The organism is Chryseobacterium sp. GW823-FHT05E08, assembly GCF_058795655.1.
Window position 1 is genome coordinate 70,281 of the sequence record NZ_JBXAHY010000008.1, and the last position, 20,456, is coordinate 90,736.

The window sequence follows — 20,456 nt, forward strand, 5'->3', positions numbered from 1 at the left end:
TTTAGTTTTCTAATTTCATATTATAAAGTTTTTCCCAGATCGCTATATTATAAAGCCTCCATTCTAAATCTCTATCTGCTATAAAATTAAATTTCTTTTTTGAAATTTCCTGTATAATTTTAGAGTTATTGATAATTTCATATATCTTTTCAGATCTTGGCCACCAGGAATCTATAGGAGCATCAAACCCTATTTTTTGTTTATTATAAGTGATCTCCTCTGGTAAAAATTTCTCTAAATTTTTTCTTAATAAATATTTAGACCAGCCTTTTCTTATTTTATAATGGTTGTTTATCGAAAGACATGTTTCAACAAAATTATAATCCAAATAAGGAAGTCGAGATTCAACAGAATAACTCATTGAGTTTTTATCTTCCCATTTTAGAAGTTCCGGTAATTGGCACCAGAAAATTTCATTTTTTTGTAGTTCAAATATTTTTTTATATGATTTTGTTAATTTTTTTGTATTTGAAAAATCAATTGAATTTAGATATTTATTTTTTAAAATTGTCCCTCTACTTTTAAGTCTAAATTTTCTAATAAAAAAGTTTGAGAAATAATAATATATTTTAATACCTTGAAATATAGAAATATTATAATGGTTTTTGATATTACTTAAAAATTTTATCTTGCTAAGGATACCATGATTCCTTAGGTATGCAGCTGCATATCTATTATATCCCAGTAATATCTCATCTGCACCTTGACCATCCAATAATACCTTAATTCCTAATTTATTCGTTTCCTTCATTAAAAACTTTTGCATATAAATAGAAATACCACCAAAAGGTTCTTCATGCTTAAAAATAACTTCTTCAAATGTATCTTTAAACTCATCCGGTTTTGGAGTGATAATATCATGATTAATACCTAAAGTATTTGTAGTGACAGTAGCCAATTCACTTTCATCAATTCTTTTATCTATAGAACCAACAGTGATTGCAGTGAACTTCTTCTTTTCATCTGAATTAGAAAGAATTTTTGAAGCTACAGATAATATATAAGAACTATCTAATCCACCGCTTAGAGCTGATCCTATTTTTACATCCGAACGAAGTCTTAATTTTATTGATGATTCAAATTCTTTTTCAAAAAGCTCAATTGATTCTTCCAGACTTAATTTATTGATGTCACTTTTAAAATGAATATCGTAATACCTATATATATTATACTCATTAGTACCTAAATCATAAATAAGATTATGTGCACCAGGCAACTTTACGATATTTTCAAAGAAAGTATCATTTGTTTGATCTGAAATATTAACGATTAAGTATTCCAACAACACTTGAAGGTTTACTTTTTCGACCTTTTCGATTTCTAGAATAGGTTTTATTTCAGAAGCAAAAATAAATTTATCCTTGTCTGTATAATAGTAAAAAGGTTTTACTCCAAAGCGATCTCTGGAGCAAAAGAGTATATTTTTCTTAGAATCAAAAATTGCAAAAGACCACATTCCGTTGAATCTTTTAACACATTCTTCACCCCAAAAATCATAAGAGGCAAGTAAAACTTCTGTATCTGAAGTAGTTTTAAAAGAGTAGCCGTTTTGTTTCAGCTCTTCTTTTATTTCGAGATAATTATATATAGCTCCATTAAAAACCAGTACATGTCTATCTTCTAAAAAAAATGGTTGGTTTGCAGATTCACTGATATCAATGATTGATAATCTTCTATGTCCGAGTCCTAAATTTTGATTTACGAAGAATCCTTCCGCATCCGGACCTCTGTGAGACATTTTATCTGTCATCTTTCTCAGAGTTCCTTCATCTACCGAGGTTTTATTTTTATAGATTATACCAGCGATGCCACACATTAAAAATATTTTTTGATCAGACTTTCTTTATCTGTAAAATTAGGGTAACTAATTAAAACAGCTTTCAGTTTTCCTTTATAAACGAATAAACTTCCTGCTGCAGCACCAATAATTCCAAATTTGTTTATAAGTTCTCCTATATCTTCCATTTTACCAGCTCCACCGATTGCGGTAAGTGGTAAAGTTGTTTCTTTTCTGGCTGCTTCCACTAGCTTCATATCGTAGCCTTTCATCTCTCCATCTTTGTCGATAGAATTGATGACAATTTCTCCGGCTCCCAAATCTTCGAATTTTTTTATCAAATCGAATGGTGATTTTCCGGTTGCTTTTTTACCATTATGAGTGTAAACTTCGTATCCTCCGAACAGTTTCTTCTTAACATCTAAAACTACAACAATACTTTGACTTCCTACTTTCTCGGATATTTCTTTGATAAGATCCGGATTGTTGATAGCTCCCGCACTGAACGCAATTTTTTCCACTCCTAATGAAAAAATTCTTTGGGCTTGTTCTACTGTAGTTACCCCACCTCCATAACATAGAGGCATCCTGCATTCTTCGGCCCAATTTTCAATTAATTTAAAATCAGGACCTCTTCCTTCAACAGTAGCATCGATATCCAGAATAATGAGCTCATCAACTTCCTTTTCATTAAAAATTCTTACTGCATTCATCGGATCTCCCAAGTATCTGGGATTTTTAAAATGTTCAGTTTTCACTAAACCTTTATCATGAACCAAAAGGCATGGTATAATTCTGGGTCTTAACATTTTTCGGCAAAGTTCTTTAATAATTGAATTCCAAAATGATGGCTTTTTTCGGGATGAAATTGCGCTCCGAAAATATTGTTATGGTTAACAGCACTTGTAAAATTTATTCCGTAATCAGTTTCTGCAATAGAATCTGCAGCATCATTACATTTAAAATAATAGCTATGTAGAAAATAATATCTTGGGTTTTCTTCAAGATCTCTTAACAACGGGGTATCTTTTACTATTTTAATATCATTCCAGCCCATATGTGGTAACGGAAGTCTTGCAGAAACCTGTGAAGCATCAAATTTGTGTACATAGGCATCAATCCACCCTAATCCAGGAAGATTGCCTTCATCACTGCCTTTTGCCATCATCTGCATTCCAACACATACACCAACAACAGGAACCTTTTGATTGATCACCAAATCGTTGACCTTATCTTTCATTCCAGAACCGTTAAATCTCTGCATAGCATAATCAAAATGCCCTACACCAGGAAGAATAAGCTTTGTAGCACCTTCCAATTGCTCAACGGTACTGGCAGTTTTTGCAGGAATATTAAGCTGTTTAAATATATTTAAAAAAGCATTAATATTTCCTACGCCATAATCTATAATCGTAACCATATTTATTTAAATGCTCTTTTTTCCAGACCTAACAGCTGCATAACTTTAGTTCCCAACTGTATTAGTTTATAATTATTCTTATAATCGTTAAATGACTTATTTGGTCCATTAAAATATCCCCAAAGTTCATCTACAGTAAAGTCTAATTTTTTAGCTACATATTCAAATTCCTTCATCAATTCATCCTCAGGAAGCTCTGATCTTGAAACTCTGTCTAAAGCCGCTTCTCTTGTTAGCTGCCCTGTAAGAACTAAACTTGAAAGGTGATTTTTTCTTTTATCAAATCCGAATTTTCTTGGCAACCAGAATGCTTCATAGAATCTTGTAAACCTAGACTCATGATGTTTATGCTGATATCTTTGCCATCCAAATTTTTCTTCTAACAGATCTTCAGCTTCTTTTTTGATAAATCTTGTATGATCCAAAGGTTTAACAACCCTTACACCATTGATTAATCTATATTGAATTTTATATTTAAAGATATCACATCTCGGAAATGTCGTTAGTTTTCTTTCACCAAACTTTTTATGAATATCATTTACGTATTTCATATCAGTCTGATAATAAGCTCCCCAATGAAGAGGTTCACGAACACATTCTGTAGAGAAATTACCTCCCGTTAAAATATATTTAATGCCATTTTTGGCACAATAGTTATAAAGTGATGAGAAAAATACTAAATCTTGAGGAGTATCAATGTCAGGAACCTGAGATTTAATGAATGCTCTTTGAAGATCTTTCATTTCTTCCCAGTTAATAACATCAGTGTAAAGATCTAATCCTAAACCATCTACAAGATTTTTGATATTATTGGTAGAAACATCTGAATTCCAACCTGCATCTACGTGATAAAGCATTGGTCTCAATCCCCACTTTTCTACCGCCAAGTATACAAGATATGAGCTGTCCAGACCTCCGGAAATCCCTATGATACAATCATAATCCTTTCCCTGTCCTTCAGCTTTTATTTTATCAATTACTTTTTGAATTTCTTTTTCTCCCTGCTCGTTAGGATGCCAGTTTGGCAAAATATTGTCATAATAATTACTACAATAATCGCATATTCCTTTATCGTCGAATATAATAGTCTCATCTGTGGTATCCATGATACAGTTTACACAGATTTGAACAGGTTTTTTCGAATTATCCATCTTTGAATTTTAATTTGCTAATATACAAAAGTTATACTACACCTATTTTAAAAACTATTTTATAGAACTTAAAAATTTGTTTTTTAAAATTTGATTTTTTCCTTTATTTTCTTGTTTAAATAATATTAAATTATTTTGAGGTTTATTATTGCCAAAAATTTCATTATTTTCTACTATGTTATTATTCATTGTATTTCCTCGAAAATTTTTAGCTTTATCCTCATTATAACTTGTAAAATAGATTATATCCTTATCTGAATATATTTTATTCTTGGTAATCATAAAGTTATTTCCAGTATCTATATTTTTATAAATATCACTTCTTAACTGTTCTTTTATATAGGGTAAAGAAGTATTTTCGAAATAACCTTTAATAACAACCTCTCCAATATTTTTAAATGTATTTCCGGAAACTGTTACATCATTCATATTAATAAAGTATGCTCCGGACTTTTTAATATTTTGAACTGTATTGTTTATAAATTTTGAGCCAAAACTATAATCACTTACAATTCCATACATATTTGAATTATCTATAAAATTATTTGAAACAACAGCTCCTGGTGAGAGACTTACTGATATAGCACCAGCACCGAGAGTTTCTGATCTATCAGAATTTCTCAAAACATTATAAATTTTATTACCCGAAACGACAGAATTATTTGCTGTCATAAGATAAATTCCCATTCCTTTAACTGTTTTATTATTTCCTATTTCACCAATATTTTTTATTTCATTACCAATAATTTGAGTGTTATTTACAGATGTCCCGACGGTTTGTGATTCATAAACTACAATACCATAAGCAAGACAGTTAGATACATTATTATTTTGTATTTTATTGTTATTTCCGTGTCCAATGAAACTTATACCATTTTTTAAAATATTATTACCATCAATGCTATTATTATCAATAATATTATTATCATGTGAATAAGAATTCCCTGAATATCCCATCATAATCACAGACTCATCACCATTTACTGAAATATTAAACACCGGATTAATAAACTTGTTATTTCTAATAGTGTTATAACTACATCCTTTATTTAATGATGTAGGATAAAAGAGAATATTATTACCACTTATATTATCAAAAGTATTGTTTAAAATATTACAATTATTCACCCCATTAAGTAGAATGCCATATCCAGTATAAAAGTCTAATGCACTTTTACCATTTCCTTTTATATAGGCTCCCTTTAATGTAAAATTATCATGAGTTACAATAAATCCTGAAGATTTATTATTTATAAAATTAATGATTCCTCCTTTTTCAAAAACTATTACCGTATTGGATCTTGAACTTGAAAGAGAACGATCAATAAAATATTCACCCTTCTTTACTACAATTTTTAAAATCGACCCTTTTTTTTCATTTAAAGCGCCCTGAAATGCTTTGTTATCATCAATTTTTTTATTTTTATCTATGGTAACATAGATAGTATCTTTAGATTGTGCAAAAAAAAGATTAGAAATAATAGTAAATATTAATAATAATTTTTTCATGATTTTTCATTAAATATTTTCATAATCTTTTGCTGATAAATAGAGGTTCTGTATTTTTCCAAAGCTTCATTTCTGTTATGAAAAGCAATACTTTTAAGATTTTGCTTTTCAGAAATCAGTTTCTTAAGTGCACCTACTAAAGATGGAACAGATTTTTTCTCAACCATAAATCCATTCTCATTATCTTTAGAAATAAAAGGTATTCCACTGTGATTACTTGTAATTACGACACACCCTGTTGCGTATCCTTCCAAAATACTTATAGGCTGACCTTCAAAAGGATAATATGTTGGTAAACAAAATACATGGCTTTTGCAATAAAGCTTTCTTTTTTCATCACCATCAATAAATTTTCCTAAATATTTAAATCCGGAATTTTTATTAATTTTTTCTAAAAATGCTTTCTCACTTTCTTCATTTTCAAAACCACCTACAAAACTTATTTTTATTTGTTTTTGCTCTTCTTCTGTAAGCTGCAAATAAGCATCTGCTAACTCATTATATCCTTTTCCGGGAATCAGGTTGCTTAAATATAACAATTGAATAGGTTCTGTATTCGCAAATTTATGTTCTATCTCTTCATCAGAAACAAAAAGAAAATCCTCTGCAAAGTTAGGAACTATATGAATTTTATTTTCGGGAATAACTCTTTTAAAACTTTCGTAATTAATAGGTCCTTCTACAATTACTCCGGCTAGCTTTTTCATAAATCCGGCATTCATATTTTTTTGCCAGCCTGTACCCGAAAGAATTTCTTTCATTCCAGCACCACCAAGCATATGAATATAAGTTTTACTAAGATCTCTTTTACATAAATTATAAATAGCCAGATCTCTCATATTTCCTGCAAAAGACTCAGCTAAAGAAAGGTAAATAATATCATTATCATTTCTTTTCTTCTTTACATCTTTAAGTATATTAAATATTTCGAAAAATCTTCCGAAAGAATTAACACCATTTTTTAAGCTTGATTTACTTAAATTTACAATCTTCACATCATGTTTCTCTACCAATGCATCTAGTAGAATCTTTGAAGCCTTACTTTGACCATTAATAGGTGGCGGAACAGGTGCTATAAATAAAATTTTCATAATTGATTCTCAGATTTTATCCATTCCCATACACTCAGAAGACCGTCTTCTATTTTAGTCTCTCTATACCAACCATTTTCCTGATTTATTTTTGAGGTGTCTAATACACTATATTCACAATCGAAATTGCGGGAGGTTTTATGGTTCAACTGTAGTTTTTCTCCTGTTATATTTTCTATTTTATTTAAAATCTCTTTAATTGAAATTCCTTCTTTACTTCCAACATTGTAGAAAGAAATGTTTCCTGATACTGTATTATTATCTAAAAAGTTTTCAACTGCATTAGCAAGATCTTTAATATAAATAAAATCACGAATGACCTTTCCTTCATCATAAAGATCCAAAACAAGCTTATTTTTTATAGCTTTAAATGCAAATCCTATAATACCTTGAGGCTTTACAAGGTTCTGATAAGGTCCATATACATTCGAAGGTCTTAAAACAACGGTTTCAAAAGATTTATTTTTTGTAATATATTCTATATATTTTTCAGCAACAGATTTTGAAAGTCCATAGTTAGAAATCGGTTTTTGAGTATGATCTTCTTTAATGGGTAGATGCTCCGCTGTGTCACCATAGACTGTACCACCCGAAGAAAGATATATAAACTTTTTAAGATTTTTTAAGCTATCCGCTTTTTCTAAAAATTTTATTATTGGAGAAACATTCAAAGAAAAATCATCAACCAGACTTTCATCCTGTGTTGAAGGTACAGAAGCATGTACAAGCCAGATAACATAATCTGCTTTTTCGGTTACATTTAAAAGTTCTTTGGTGTGATGAATGTCTACAGCAACAAATTCAATATCAGAATTTTCTGCCGTCAGTTTTTTTATACTATGATCAACAACAATAACTCTATACCCTTTATCTAAAAAGTATGATGTGAAATTTTTTCCTACAAATCCGTTTCCTCCTATTATTGCTATTGTCTGCTTCATAATTTAATTAATTGAAATATTTTTAATATAGACACTCAATACTCTATCTTAATTATTATTTATTTTTAGCATGAAATCTTTCATACTCTTCAATCATTACATCTGTAAATTGTTGTGCAATGGGAACAAAATTATAATTATCAACAATATTTTTTCTTGATTTTTTTTTGTAAACCTCAAATTCATCTTCATTCATATTTCCAAAATATTCTATTGCGGCAACAAATTCTTCTTTAGATCCTTCAGAAAATATTCGTCCTTTTTTATCTTCAATTCTAGAATTATTAATTTCATTTTCCTCAAGTATCACGGGCAGCTCACAAGCTTGTACTTCGAAATAGCTCATACTACATTGTTTTGGAAAAATAGCAATATCTGCTGTTTGGTAAAATTTAGCCAAATCAAAATAGGTCTGTGTCGGAAATTTTATAATCGTATTTTCTGACTCTGATAATATCTTATTAACTTCATTACCGTATTCATCTTTCGGTGCATTCCCTATAACAATAAATTTAATTTCTTTATTATTAAGAGCAATTTTTGTTTTTAATGTTTCAGCTAAGAACTTTCCACCTTTAGCCGGATCCATTTTTCCGGCATAAATTACAACAAAATCATTATCTCCAATTCCTAATTCCTTTCTAAATTGTTTTTTTACTTCAGAATTTGGTTTATAAAAATCTGTATCTGTTCCAAAGGATAAAAGTTTAGTTTTTTCCAATGGTATATTATAATGCTTTTGAACAAAATCTGTATCAACTACTCTAATTAATGGGATGTTATTTTTAAGAATTACAGGTGTTACAAATTTTCTATAGAATGCTCTGAAATATCCCCTAAACCTATTTTCAGAGGCCATTTCAAGCATATGACAATCTAAAACATAAGGTACATTCATCTTTTTATAATCCCACAGGAGCTTAATTCCCATTACCGTATCTTCATTATGAATAAATAGGACATCCGGATTAAGTGATTTAATAAGCTTATGTAAACCTGGCTTAAAAATAGCACGACCACTATAATATTTGTATAAAGGATGTCTTATAATTTTAACACCCGTAGCGTCTTCAAATTTTTTATCTTTTTCTTCAATATTATCTTTCCCAAAAAAGGATGTAAGAAACACTGGAATTTCATCTAATTCACCTGCAACAACAACAACTTCATGTCCTTGTGCAGCTTGTAGTCTTGTTAACAAATTTATTTGGTACCCAGCATTAGGGTGTACAAAATCTTCTACATGTACAAATTTCATTTCTTAATAATTTTTAAGCTTTTCAAGAATTAATTCTCCTGCTTTACCATTTCCATATAATTCTTTATCAAAGTTCTGTTTAATATTCAATATCTTATCAGATTTTTCTAAAATTTCATTCTTATTTATACCTGTGAGGATATTGTATCCGTTATCTACTAACTCTTTCCATTCAGTTTCATCTCTAAGAGTAAGACACATTTTCTTAAAAAAGTAAGCTTCTTTTTGAAGTCCGCCACTATCAGTAATTACAAATTTACAATGGGTAAGGCACCAAATAATTTCTAAATATCCCAAAGGTTCAAGAAAAATAATATTAGGATACATTGATTTATACTCTGGTTTTAATAGATCCAGCTTAGACTTTGTTCTTGGATGTAAGGGTAAAACTACTTTATTAGTAACTCCAATTTCATTTAATGATTCAAAAATTGTGAATAATTTTTCATCATTATCTGTGTTTTCTGCTCTATGTACAGTACATAATACAAAATTTTCAGGAATATTTTTATTAAAATTTATTTTATTTTTGGAATAAAAAATAGATGCATCTAACATAATATCACCAGTTTTTACAATTTCCTTTTCAGCAAAATTTTCAAAACCTTCTGATTTAAGATTTTCTATAGCATAATCTGTAGGACAGAAAAGAATATTACTTAATCTATCCGTTATAATTCTATTGATTTCCTCAGGCATTTTATTGTTGAATGAACGTAAGCCTGCCTCAACATGAGCTAATTTTATGTTTAATTTAGAAGCTACCAGTGCACCTGCTAATGTAGAATTTGTATCCCCATATACCAAGATCCAATCAGGATTTTCCTGCAAAACAACTTTTTCAATTTCCATTATCATTTTACCTGTCATTTCTCCATGATGTTTACTTTGAATATGTAGGTTGTATTGAGGTTTTGGAATATTCATTTCTTCGAAAAAGACTTCAGACATATTCTCATCATAATGCTGTCCAGTATGGACTAAAACTTCATGAATTTCAGAATCATTTTTAATAATTCTACTTAAAACTGCTGCTTTTATAAATTGAGGTCTAGCTCCTATTATTGTTATAATTTTCATTTATATACGGATTTTTTATAGTGTTTTTTAAAGATAGAAAAAGAAAAATAAGAAAACCTCCTCCAGTTACTAATGATGTAAATAATGAAGTATTCATTAATGTACCTAAAAAAGGTATTAAAATACAAACAAGAAATATCTTATTATAATAAAGGCTTATTTTATTAAAAATAATAAAAATACAAAATAAAATAAATCCTGAAATTAATATGCCAATATCTCCTATTGCAGCAAACCCATCGGTAGCCCAAAAATTAGCATTTGCATTTAAATCGTCTGACCAATATTCTTTACCTACTACTTGTCCAAGAGAGTTATTTCCATAAGGATATTCATTAGTAATTGCATTAACTAAATTTATATGTGAATAATGTGTATGTGGATGCTCAGAGAAAAATTTATTATAATATGTTGTTAACATTCCTCCATTGCCTATAGTTCTCATCCAAAATAAAGCCGAAAATATAGAAAGACCTGAAAGTAATGTTACAATCATTAAAATAATTAAACCAACACCTATAGTAGAAAATGAGTTTTTTAAAGATGATTTGATTAGTAGTTTATAAATACCGAAAATAATAAATGGAAATAAAAGTATTTGCTTATCAGCAGTTGACATATAGATGATAATACTTCCTATAACTGCTGAAATAAAATAGATTCTCTTTTTTGAAAAAAGACCATAAGTAGCGGATATAGGAATAAAAACGTTAGCTAGCCAAGCTCCGAAATATGCAGTAAAAATATCTTGACCAAGTTCTTGTGTTGATGATCTTTGAATATAAACATCTTCATAAGAAGAAAAATTAAGATTATTTCTATATACAAATGCTATATATAATGTAGATAACCAAGTTAATACAAGAATAACTTTAAAAGGATTTATATTAGATGGTATAATAAAACTTCTTGATATTTTCACTCTGTCTGCCAAAAATAGTGTTGACATACTTATCATAAAAAAAAACTGAAGAAGCATTATATAAGATATATGCTCTTCCATATTATAGTAAAACGTTACAACAATTGGTACATATAAAATATAATAAATGAAAATTGAAATAAAGCTTGAAATTTGTTTTATTCCATTATGAAATATTACTGGTAAAAATGAAATAATAAACGTGTAATACTTAAATTCTGTTTCTTCAATTCTTCCCTTAACAATATCAAAACCTGCATACAAATATGCTCCATATAAGAATTCTCTGTATCCGTACATAAACAAGAGAATATATAATATAGATATAATAATTTTCGTTATTTTTTTATTATAAACTCTCTTAAACATATTTTGAAATTTTAAATGAAAGGAATAAAAATAATATGTTAAATGCTAAAGAATTTAAACTAAATAATATAAGAGATGTTGAAGGACTAGCAAAAAACTTGAACCCTAAATATATCATAATCCCTCCAAATAATGCATTCATAAACTGCAATCTCATTAATACTTTTTGTTTCTTTCTTACATAAAAAAGAGTATTTAATGGTGTTGCCACAAACTCTACTAAAAGAAATACCGAAATAATACGTGCGAATACTCCTGCTTCGTGCCATTGTTCTCCAAATATTATTCCAAACAAATAAGGAGAAATAATAAATAAAACAAGATAACATGGTAGAGACATTAAAATCAATTTTTTAAATGTTGACTTATAAAGTTCTTCGCAGTTTCCTTTTTCTCTTATTTCGTCTATAGCATCATTCCTAAAAACATTTGCTATGGAACTAGTAATAACAATATTTGGTAATCTTAACATTCTATTTGCCATTGAAAAAAAGCCTACAATGGTTGTACTATAAAGTGTAGAGAATAAAATTGGAATAAATTGTTGACTTGCAGTTAATGATAAATCTGAAAAAATCATGTACCTAGGGAATGAAGAATATTCTTTAGCAATGCTTTTAATATTTCTCTGTTTAAATACATTAGTAAATAAACCTCTTTCAGATATAAACAAATATGCACTCGATATTATAATCCCTAAAATAAGCGCCCATATCATTCCTTCAGAAAAGCCTAACAATCCCAATATTATACTAAAAACAGTAGCTGAAATGACTTGAACTGCATTAGCAATAGTAATTCTTTTGTATTCTTTTTTTCTTTGCTTCCAATAACCTAAGGCCGAATATACTGCAATAAAAAATATATAAAAAGGGGCAATGAGTGATTCATTTTGGATTAAAAAACCTGTTTTATCATAAATTTTAAAAACAATTTTTAATAAAAAAATTATTAAAAAATAAATTATTGAAATAGAAAGCCCTATATAAATTATTAGCTTAAAAATTTTTAAAGCTTTTTCATCATTTTCAGGTAATCCTATGGCAAGTTCATATCTTCCAGTGGATAAAACTGCAAAAAAAACGGTAAAGCTTGTAAATACAGATAAAATACCAAAAGCTTCTATCGAAAATAATCTTGAAAGTAATGGTGAGGAAGCAACTACAATAGCTTGGCTTATTATAGTACCAAAAGCCAATGTAGAAACATTTCTTAAAAATTTGTTGCGAGAAAGCTCTTTAAGTTTATCTTTCAAGTTTTAATTTTTTGCAATGCTTTTCAAAGTATAAATTCTCTCAATAATATCTACTACTTTCAAGCCTTCCAACGCATTTGTAGTAATAGTGTTTCTTCCTTTCAATACATCGACTACGTTTTCAATAATGTAGTGATGATTTGCCGCAGAACCTTTATAAGCCCCATAATCATTGCCCGGATTTGTAGGTGCCAATTCAGGCATCACATAATCTTTTACATTACATGCTTCTACTTTATCCATATACTGTCCTCCGATTTTCACTGCTCCATTTTCGGCAATAATAGTCATCGAACTTTCAAGGTTTTGGTTCCAAACAGATGTTGAATAATTTAAAGAACCCATTCCTCCGTTTACAAAATCAAAACTCACAAAACCTGAATCTTCAAAATCTGTAAGATCTTTGTGATTAAAGTCTGCAAATTTTGCCTGAATATTGGTAAGATCTCCAAATAACCAGTACATAATATCTATAAAGTGAGAAAACTGTGTAAATAGTGTTCCTCCGTCAAGATCTTTTTTTCCGTGCCAAGATTCCGGCTTATAATATCTGTCGTCACGGTTCCAATAACAATTAAGCTGAACCATGTATATATCTCCTAATCTTCCACTTTCTACCATTTCTTTTATCCATGCAGAAGGTGGAGAATAACGGTTTTGCATTACTGCAAAAACCTGCTTATGTTTGTGAAGTGCCTGAAAAATAAGTTTTTCAGCATCTTGCTTATTTAGAGCCATTGGCTTTTCAACTACGACATGTTTTCCCGCGTCGATAGCTTTATATGCCTGTTCGAAGTGAAATCCGTTTGGCGAAGCAATGTTGATAACATCTACTTCAATCCCGGATTTCAAAAAATCATCTAATGAAGCGAAAAAAGGAACGTCATAATCTTCAATTCCTAAAACAGATTTATCTTTTACGTCAACTAAAGCTACCAATTCACATTCGGAATTCCTAGACACCATTTCGGCATGTCTTTTCCCAATATGCCCACAACCGATAACTGCAAATTTTATTTTATCAGACATTTGTATTTTTTAATTTTTTGAAACTTTATTATTTTCAAGTCTATATTCTTCTCCGCTTTCTTCACATACTGCAATACCTTCATCATTAAAATGAAGACGCTGACCAAACTCGCTCATCCAACCCATCTGCCTTGCAGGATTTCCGACTACCAAAGCATAATCCGGAACTTCTTTTGTTACAACGGCACCTGCACCAATAAAGGCATATTTACCTATGTTATGACCACAAACTACTGTTGCATTAGCTCCAATTGACGCACCTACTCCAACATGTGTTTTTAAATATTCATTTTTTCTATTTACAGCACTCCTAGGATTAATAACATTTGTAAAGACCATTGAAGGTCCTAAAAAAACGTCATCATCACAAGTAACACCTTCATATATGGAAACATTGTTCTGAACCTTCACATTCTTTCCTAAAATAACTTTAGGCGAAACTACTACATTTTGCCCAATATTACATTTTTCTCCCAAAATACAATTAGGCATAATATGTGAAAAGTGCCAAATTTTAGTTCCGGCTCCTATTTCGCAGCCTTCATCTATAATAGCTGTTTCGTGTGCAAAAAAATCTGACATATCTTTATTGATTATTAATTAAAAAAGTTCTTAATTTCAGAAATAATAAAATCTAATACCTCCTGATCAAATTCTGTGTGAATCGGAAGTGAAATAACTTCTGAACAAAGTTTTTCTGTAACAGGAAGACTGAAATCTTCTTCCACATATTGCTGAAAAGCCTCCTGCTTATATAACGGAAGCGGATAATAAATCATACTTGGGATATTTTTTTCACCAAGATATTTTTGTAGCTCATCTCTTTTTCCATTTTTTACCTTTAAAGTATATTGATGGAAAACATGAGTGGAATTTTTTGCTCTTGCAGGAATCTGAATATCAGAAATTTCGGCTAAATTTTTATCATAATAATCTGCCATTTTATTTCTTGCCGCTGAATATTCATCAAGATGTTGCAGTTTCACTTTAAGAACCGCAGCCTGAATTGTATCTAACCTTGAGTTACAACCCAAAACTTTGTGATAATATTTTTTTTGCTGACCGTGGTTTGCGATCATTCTTATTTTTAATGCTAAATCATCATCATTAGTCATTAAAGCTCCCCCATCTCCATAACAGCCTAAGTTTTTTGAAGGGAAGAAAGAAGTACATCCAATATGACCTATGGTTCCGGATTTTTTAATAGTTCCGTCAGAGAATGTATAATCAGAACCAATTGCCTGTGCATTATCCTCAATTACAAATAAGTTATGCTTTTTTGCAAATTCAAGAATTTTCTCCATATCAGCACTTTGTCCGTATAAATGAACAGGAACGATGGCTTTAGTATTTGGAGTTATATATTTTTCTAAACCGTTAAGTTCAATCTCAAAAGTATTTTCATCTACATCTACCATTATAGGTTTTAATCCTAAAAGTCCCATAACTTCAGCAGTTGCAACGTATGTAAAGGCAGGACAAATGATTTCATCCCCAGGTTTTAATTCTAATGCCATCATTGCGATCTGCAATGCGTCTGTACCATTAGCACAAGGAATAACATGCTTTACATTTAAGTAATTTTCAAAATCCTGCTGAAATTCTTTTACTGCAGGACCATTAATAAATGCTGTATTATCTATACAATTCTGAATTCCAGCATCTACTTCGTTTTTAATTTTTTCATATTGACCTTTTAGGTCAACCATTTGAATTTTCATATAATAATTTATGTTTGGGTATAACGAAAGCTTTAGAGAAAAAATTAATTTTCTATAAGCTCGCTAATTTTATTTCCTATAGAAAGACATGAAGTTGCAGCAGGCGAAGGTGCGTTTCTTACGTGGATAATGTTTCCGTTTTTAACGATATCAAAATCATCAATCAAGGCGCCATTTCTGTCACAAGCCTGTGCTCTAACTCCTGAACCTCCAGGTACAAGATCATTTTCCTGTATTTCCGGCATTAGTTTTTGCAAAGCTTTGGTAAATGCAGCTTTTGAAAGAGAACGATGTACTTCTCCCATTCCTGTTTTTCCGTACTTAGCAACAATTTTTCTAAAACCTGGCCAAGTAAGCGTCTGCATGGTCTCACTAAAATTAAAGTCAAAAAACTGGTAACCCTCTTTTTTAAAAGCTAAAACAGCATTAGGTCCTGCTTCAATATTCCCATCAACCATTCTCGTGAAATGGACTCCCAAAAATGGAAAATTAGGATCCGGAACAGGATAAATAAGATGCTTTACAAGGTGTTTTTTTTCGTCTTTTATTTTATAATATTCACCTCTGAACGGAATAATGATAACATCATTCTTCTCATTGGTCATTTTTGTTATTTTATCTGAATATAGGCCAGCGCAAGAGACCAATTTTTTTGTTTTAAATTCAGAATTATTAGTTTTAATAATAATTTCTGAACCTTTATTAATAATGCCTTTTACTTCATTATTAAATTTAACCTCTCCTCCAAGCTCTTCAAATAATTCTTTTATCTTTTTTGCAACTCCCGGATAATCTATAATTCCAGTTTGCGGAACTTTGATGGCTTTTACTCCCTCGCAATGAGGTTCTATTTCACGAAACTCTTCTCTTGAAAGGTATTGTAAATTACTAAGACCGTTATCAATTCCCCTTTTATAAATATTATCTAAAAGTGGCAGCTCTTCCTGAGAAGTTGCAACAATTATTTTACCGCACAAATCGTATTTAATTCCGTATTCTTTAGCAAAGTTTATTACAGAATTATAGCCTTCGATGCAGTTCTTAGCCTTTAAGCTTCCCGGTTTATAATATATTCCACTATGAATCACCCCGCTATTGTGGCCGGATTGATGTAAGGATACATCTTTTTCTTTTTCTAAAATTAAAATCTTAGAATCCGGATTTTTAAGCTTTGTCTGATAAGCAGTTGCCAATCCTACCAAGCCCGCGCCGATGATTACGATGTCATAATTCATTGTCTTTTATTATAATCTTGCGTCTACTAAGTTCCTGTCTAAACAAGCTTTAGTATCAAAAACTACTGCATTTTCTTTCTTCAATAGGTTTAAATCCATTTCAAGAAATTCGCTGTGAGAAACTGCAATGATAATAGATTCATATTTTTTACCTGCAATAAGAGCATCAAGAATATCAATTCCGTATTCGTGCTTCACTTCTTCTTTACTTGCCCATGGGTCATAAATATCTACATTCACTCCATAATCTTTAAGCTCTTTGTAAATATCTACCACTTTTGTATTTCTTACATCCGGACAGTTTTCTTTAAAAGTTACTCCTAAAATTAAAGACTGAGAATCTTTAATAATTCCTCCCTTTGCAATAAGAAGCTTTACTACCTTAGAAGCAACAAACTTTGCAATAGAGTCATTTACTCTACGTCCGGATAGGATAACATCCGGATGATAACCAAGTTGCTCCGCTTTATGAGCCAAATAATAAGGATCAACAGATATACAGTGACCACCTACCAAACCTGGCTTATATTTAAGGAAATTATATTTTGTTCCTGCTGCTTCCAAAACATCATTGGTATCAATACCAACTCTATCAAAAATCAGCGCCAATTCATTTACAAAAGAAATATTAACATCACGCTGAGCATTCTCTATTGCTTTAGAGGCTTCTGCTACTTTGATACTTGGTGCTTTATGAGTTCCTGCAGTGATAATTTTTTTATAAAGATTATCCACTTCTTCTGCAATATCTTCTGTAGATCCTGAAGTTACTTTTTTAACACTCGTCAAAGTATTTACTTTATCTCCCGGATTAATTCTTTCTGGGGAGTATCCTACGAAAAAGTCTTCATTAAACTTTAATCCAGAATGCTTCTCTAAAATAGGAACACATTCTTCTTCTGTACAGCCAGGGAAAACTGTAGATTCATAGATAACAATGTCTCCTTTTTTAATAATCTCTCCTAGCATTTTTGAAGCAGAAATTAATGGATTAAGATCCGGAGCATTATATTTATCGATAGGTGTGGGAACAGTAACAATAAATATATTTGATTGAGCGATATCTGATAATTGGCTTGTAGCTTTATATCCAATACCGTTATTAGATTCTTTGTATTTTTTTAAGCCGTTATTAAGTTTCTCTATATCTGCTTCAAGTGTTATATCTAAACCTTCATTAAGTTGATCAACTCTTTGTGCATTAATATCAAATCCTAACACTGGATAATGTCCAGCAAATTCTAAAGACAAAGGTAAGCCTACGTAGCCTTGCCCAATAACAGCTATTTTATATGTTTTCATCATTAGCTAAGTTTATTTTTGATTTTTTCAAACCATGTTTGTTCTTTATGATTATTGTATCCGTAACCATATTTGTTGCTGTATCCTAAATTTTCTCTGCTGACATCATTTAAGACAAACCCAACGTTTTTGATTTTATTTTGATTAATATTATTATTTGCGAATTCCATCAAAGCTTTCTCAGTGTATTTAGATCTTGAAACATAGATGGTAACATCTGCTAATTCTGCAATTAAGAAAGTATCTGTGACAAGAAGCAATGGTGCTGTATCTAAAATGATATAGTCATATCTTGCTCTTAATTCTGATAAAAGTATTTCGTATCTTCCACTAGACAATAATTCTGTAGGATTTGGAGGTATCATACCCGAATAAATTACATCCAAGTGAGGATTAAATGATGAAACATGAATAACTTCTTCTAACTTTGTCTGATCTGAATAAAGATATTCCGTAAGCCCTATCAATCCTTTTCTTGCAGGATTATATCTTTGCAATTGTGGGTTTCTGATATCAGATCCGATAATAATTGCTCTCTTTTTAGGATTAGCTAATGTTAGAGCTAAATTCACTGATGCAAATGTTTTACCTTCTCCTTTCACTGTAGAAGTTACAAAAACAACTTTTCCACCTGCTTTATCTTTAGGAAGCATAAAATTCATATTTGTAATAAGAATTCTAAATGCTTCTGCCATTGGCGTGATATCATTCATTTGAACAATTTCAGAATCCCCTTTTTCAAGACTTGGTAATTCTGCAATAACTGGTGCTTTAACTAATTTTTCTAAATCATGTTTAGTAACTAGCTTATTATTCAGCAGTTCTTTTAAATAAATTACTATAAATGGTAACAACAATCCTAAAGCTAACGCTATAAGTAGGACAACATTTCTCTTTGGTGATATAGGTGCATTTGAAGCATATGCAACATCAATTACTCTTGCTTTTGGTGCTGTGATAGATAATGAAATTGCTGTTTCTTCTCTTTTCTGAAGTAATAAAAGATATAAATTTTCTTTTATCTGCTGCTGTCTTTCAATGCTTCTGAACATTTTTTCTATAGACGGAAGCTTAGATATTTTACCTGAAACTTTATTCTGCTCTCCTACATATTCATTCCTAGCCAATTCAAGACCCGTCCTATTTCTTTGTAAGCTTTGCATAATAGAGGTACGCATAGAACTGATCTGCTTAGTTACATCAACAACAGCAGGGTTTTCCGGAGTAGCAGACTCCAATAACCTATTCCTTTGTAAAACAAGTTGGTTATAAGTTGATACGCCTGCAACAGCATCAGGATTATTTAATCCCACATTCGAAGGTAATACCTGATATTGACCTTGATTATTAACAAAACCTATTAATGCATTTGTTAATTCTAATTGAGCGTCTACATCCAACTGTTTTGCTCTCGCCGCAGCCGAACTTTCTAAGTTAATTTTCGCTTCAGTTTCAAGATCTGTAAGATTATTTTTTGATTTAAAATTCTCTTTTTGATTTTCAACATCCCCTAATTCTCCAGACAATTTTTTTATCCTATCTTCAATAAAGTCTAAAGTTTTTTTCGATTCTGAATTTTTATCTAAAATAGCATCATTGTTATAAGCAACAACCAAAGAATTAAGTACATCTTCAGATTTCGATATCTGAGGATATTTCATATCAAGCTTCACAACAGTTGCGTCTTTTGACACTAAACTTACAGTAAGAGCACTTTGAAGTTTACTTACTCTAGCTTCCAATGAAGAAATTTGCAACTCTAAATTTTTAGTATTTATTCCCTTTGCTGCAATAGGATTAAATTTATTATTTTTTGTAATGATAATATTAGCAAATGGCAAGCCTATTGTTTTGCCATATGTTGTAACAATATCTTTAGCATTTTTTCCTGATTTTACAGTAAGCTTATCTCCATCAATAGTTAAGTTAACAATATTATTTGCTCCGTTATCAGGCTTCTCTGTAACGACTCTCACCTCTATTGGAGAAGTCTCCTTATATAGTTCTACTGTAGTAACTCTTCCTTTAGCAACAATATTGGTCTGAAGATTTTGGCTGATGATAACATCTCTCATCATCTTTTTTGATTTCAGAATCTCAATCTCATTGGCTATACTATTTGTTTTTAAACCTCCAAATCCAGATAAATCAGGTAATACACCTAGATCGGTGCCTACAGGTGAAGTTGAATTTTTAGCATCTTTTATCAGTACTGTAGATTGAACCTGATATACAGGTATCATAAATTTTAATGAAACGTAACCAAGTATTAAAGCTATAAATGCGTTTAGAATAAACCATGGCCATTTTCTTAAATAAGGCCTTATTATTTCATTAATATTAATACTGTCTGAGTTATTTTCTACTTCTGAAAATTGTGAAGATTGGTTGTCCAT

General features: G+C 30.3%; 17 protein-coding genes. All 17 read right to left on the minus strand.

The window, feature by feature from the left end; genetic code table 11:
• Position 1 precedes the first annotated feature (1 nt).
• From asnB to AC1Q7L_RS21030, 17 genes are read right to left on the minus strand one after another with little or no spacing between them, the layout of a single operon-like run.
• The gene (gene asnB, locus AC1Q7L_RS20950) at positions 2-1,816 is read right to left on the minus strand and encodes an asparagine synthase (glutamine-hydrolyzing) (RefSeq protein ID WP_492307933.1); all 1,815 of its coding nucleotides are present in this window, start codon (positions 1,814-1,816) and stop codon (positions 2-4) included.
• Positions 1,816-2,586: an AglZ/HisF2 family acetamidino modification protein gene (locus AC1Q7L_RS20955; RefSeq protein ID WP_492307932.1), complete on the minus strand. Its 771-nt coding sequence runs from the start codon at positions 2,584-2,586 to the stop codon at positions 1,816-1,818. The genes asnB and AC1Q7L_RS20955 overlap by 1 nt, the downstream gene beginning before the upstream one ends.
• A complete protein-coding gene (hisH, locus tag AC1Q7L_RS20960) occupies positions 2,580-3,197 on the minus strand; it encodes an imidazole glycerol phosphate synthase subunit HisH (protein WP_492307931.1) in 618 nt (205 codons plus the stop codon). The genes AC1Q7L_RS20955 and hisH overlap by 7 nt, the downstream gene beginning before the upstream one ends.
• Before the next feature lie 2 nt (positions 3,198-3,199).
• Positions 3,200-4,348 carry an N-acetyl sugar amidotransferase gene (locus AC1Q7L_RS20965; protein WP_492307930.1) on the minus strand — a complete coding sequence of 383 codons (1,149 nt, stop codon included), beginning with the start codon at positions 4,346-4,348 and terminating at the stop codon, positions 3,200-3,202.
• Between the two features lie 54 nt (positions 4,349-4,402).
• Complete coding sequence (locus AC1Q7L_RS20970; protein ID WP_492307929.1) at positions 4,403-5,857, minus strand: right-handed parallel beta-helix repeat-containing protein; 1,455 nt, start codon at positions 5,855-5,857, stop codon at positions 4,403-4,405.
• Positions 5,854-6,948: a glycosyltransferase family 4 protein gene (locus AC1Q7L_RS20975; RefSeq protein WP_492307928.1), complete on the minus strand. Its 1,095-nt coding sequence runs from the start codon at positions 6,946-6,948 to the stop codon at positions 5,854-5,856. Before AC1Q7L_RS20975 ends, AC1Q7L_RS20970 begins: the two co-directional genes overlap by 4 nt.
• Positions 6,945-7,889 carry an NAD-dependent epimerase/dehydratase family protein gene (locus AC1Q7L_RS20980; protein WP_492307927.1) on the minus strand — a complete coding sequence of 315 codons (945 nt, stop codon included), beginning with the start codon at positions 7,887-7,889 and terminating at the stop codon, positions 6,945-6,947. The genes AC1Q7L_RS20975 and AC1Q7L_RS20980 overlap by 4 nt, the downstream gene beginning before the upstream one ends.
• A 55-nt stretch (positions 7,890-7,944) precedes the next feature.
• A complete protein-coding gene (locus AC1Q7L_RS20985) occupies positions 7,945-9,147 on the minus strand; it encodes a glycosyltransferase (RefSeq protein WP_492307926.1) in 1,203 nt (400 codons plus the stop codon).
• A 3-nt stretch (positions 9,148-9,150) separates the two neighbouring features.
• The gene (wecB, locus tag AC1Q7L_RS20990; protein ID WP_492307925.1) at positions 9,151-10,227 is read right to left on the minus strand and encodes a non-hydrolyzing UDP-N-acetylglucosamine 2-epimerase; all 1,077 of its coding nucleotides are present in this window, start codon (positions 10,225-10,227) and stop codon (positions 9,151-9,153) included.
• Positions 10,199-11,518 (minus strand): hypothetical protein, encoded by a 1,320-nt coding sequence (locus AC1Q7L_RS20995; protein WP_492307924.1) that lies wholly within the window; start codon positions 11,516-11,518, stop codon positions 10,199-10,201. Before AC1Q7L_RS20995 ends, wecB begins: the two co-directional genes overlap by 29 nt.
• Positions 11,511-12,773 carry an oligosaccharide flippase family protein gene (locus AC1Q7L_RS21000; protein WP_492307923.1) on the minus strand — a complete coding sequence of 421 codons (1,263 nt, stop codon included), beginning with the start codon at positions 12,771-12,773 and terminating at the stop codon, positions 11,511-11,513. Before AC1Q7L_RS21000 ends, AC1Q7L_RS20995 begins: the two co-directional genes overlap by 8 nt.
• A gap of 3 nt (positions 12,774-12,776) precedes the next feature.
• Complete coding sequence (locus AC1Q7L_RS21005) at positions 12,777-13,802, minus strand: Gfo/Idh/MocA family protein (RefSeq protein ID WP_492307922.1); 1,026 nt, start codon at positions 13,800-13,802, stop codon at positions 12,777-12,779.
• Positions 13,803-13,811: 9 nt separating this feature from the next.
• Positions 13,812-14,384, minus strand: coding sequence for an acyltransferase (locus tag AC1Q7L_RS21010; RefSeq protein ID WP_492307921.1), 573 nt, complete (start codon positions 14,382-14,384; stop codon positions 13,812-13,814).
• Between the two features lie 14 nt (positions 14,385-14,398).
• Positions 14,399-15,523, minus strand: coding sequence for a DegT/DnrJ/EryC1/StrS family aminotransferase (locus AC1Q7L_RS21015; RefSeq protein WP_492307920.1), 1,125 nt, complete (start codon positions 15,521-15,523; stop codon positions 14,399-14,401).
• A gap of 44 nt (positions 15,524-15,567) precedes the next feature.
• Positions 15,568-16,758 carry an L-2-hydroxyglutarate oxidase gene (lhgO, locus tag AC1Q7L_RS21020; protein WP_492307919.1) on the minus strand — a complete coding sequence of 397 codons (1,191 nt, stop codon included), beginning with the start codon at positions 16,756-16,758 and terminating at the stop codon, positions 15,568-15,570.
• A gap of 9 nt (positions 16,759-16,767) precedes the next feature.
• A complete protein-coding gene (locus tag AC1Q7L_RS21025; RefSeq protein ID WP_492307918.1) occupies positions 16,768-18,063 on the minus strand; it encodes a nucleotide sugar dehydrogenase in 1,296 nt (431 codons plus the stop codon).
• Positions 18,063-20,456: a GumC family protein gene (locus tag AC1Q7L_RS21030; RefSeq protein ID WP_492307917.1), complete on the minus strand. Its 2,394-nt coding sequence runs from the start codon at positions 20,454-20,456 to the stop codon at positions 18,063-18,065. The genes AC1Q7L_RS21025 and AC1Q7L_RS21030 overlap by 1 nt, the downstream gene beginning before the upstream one ends.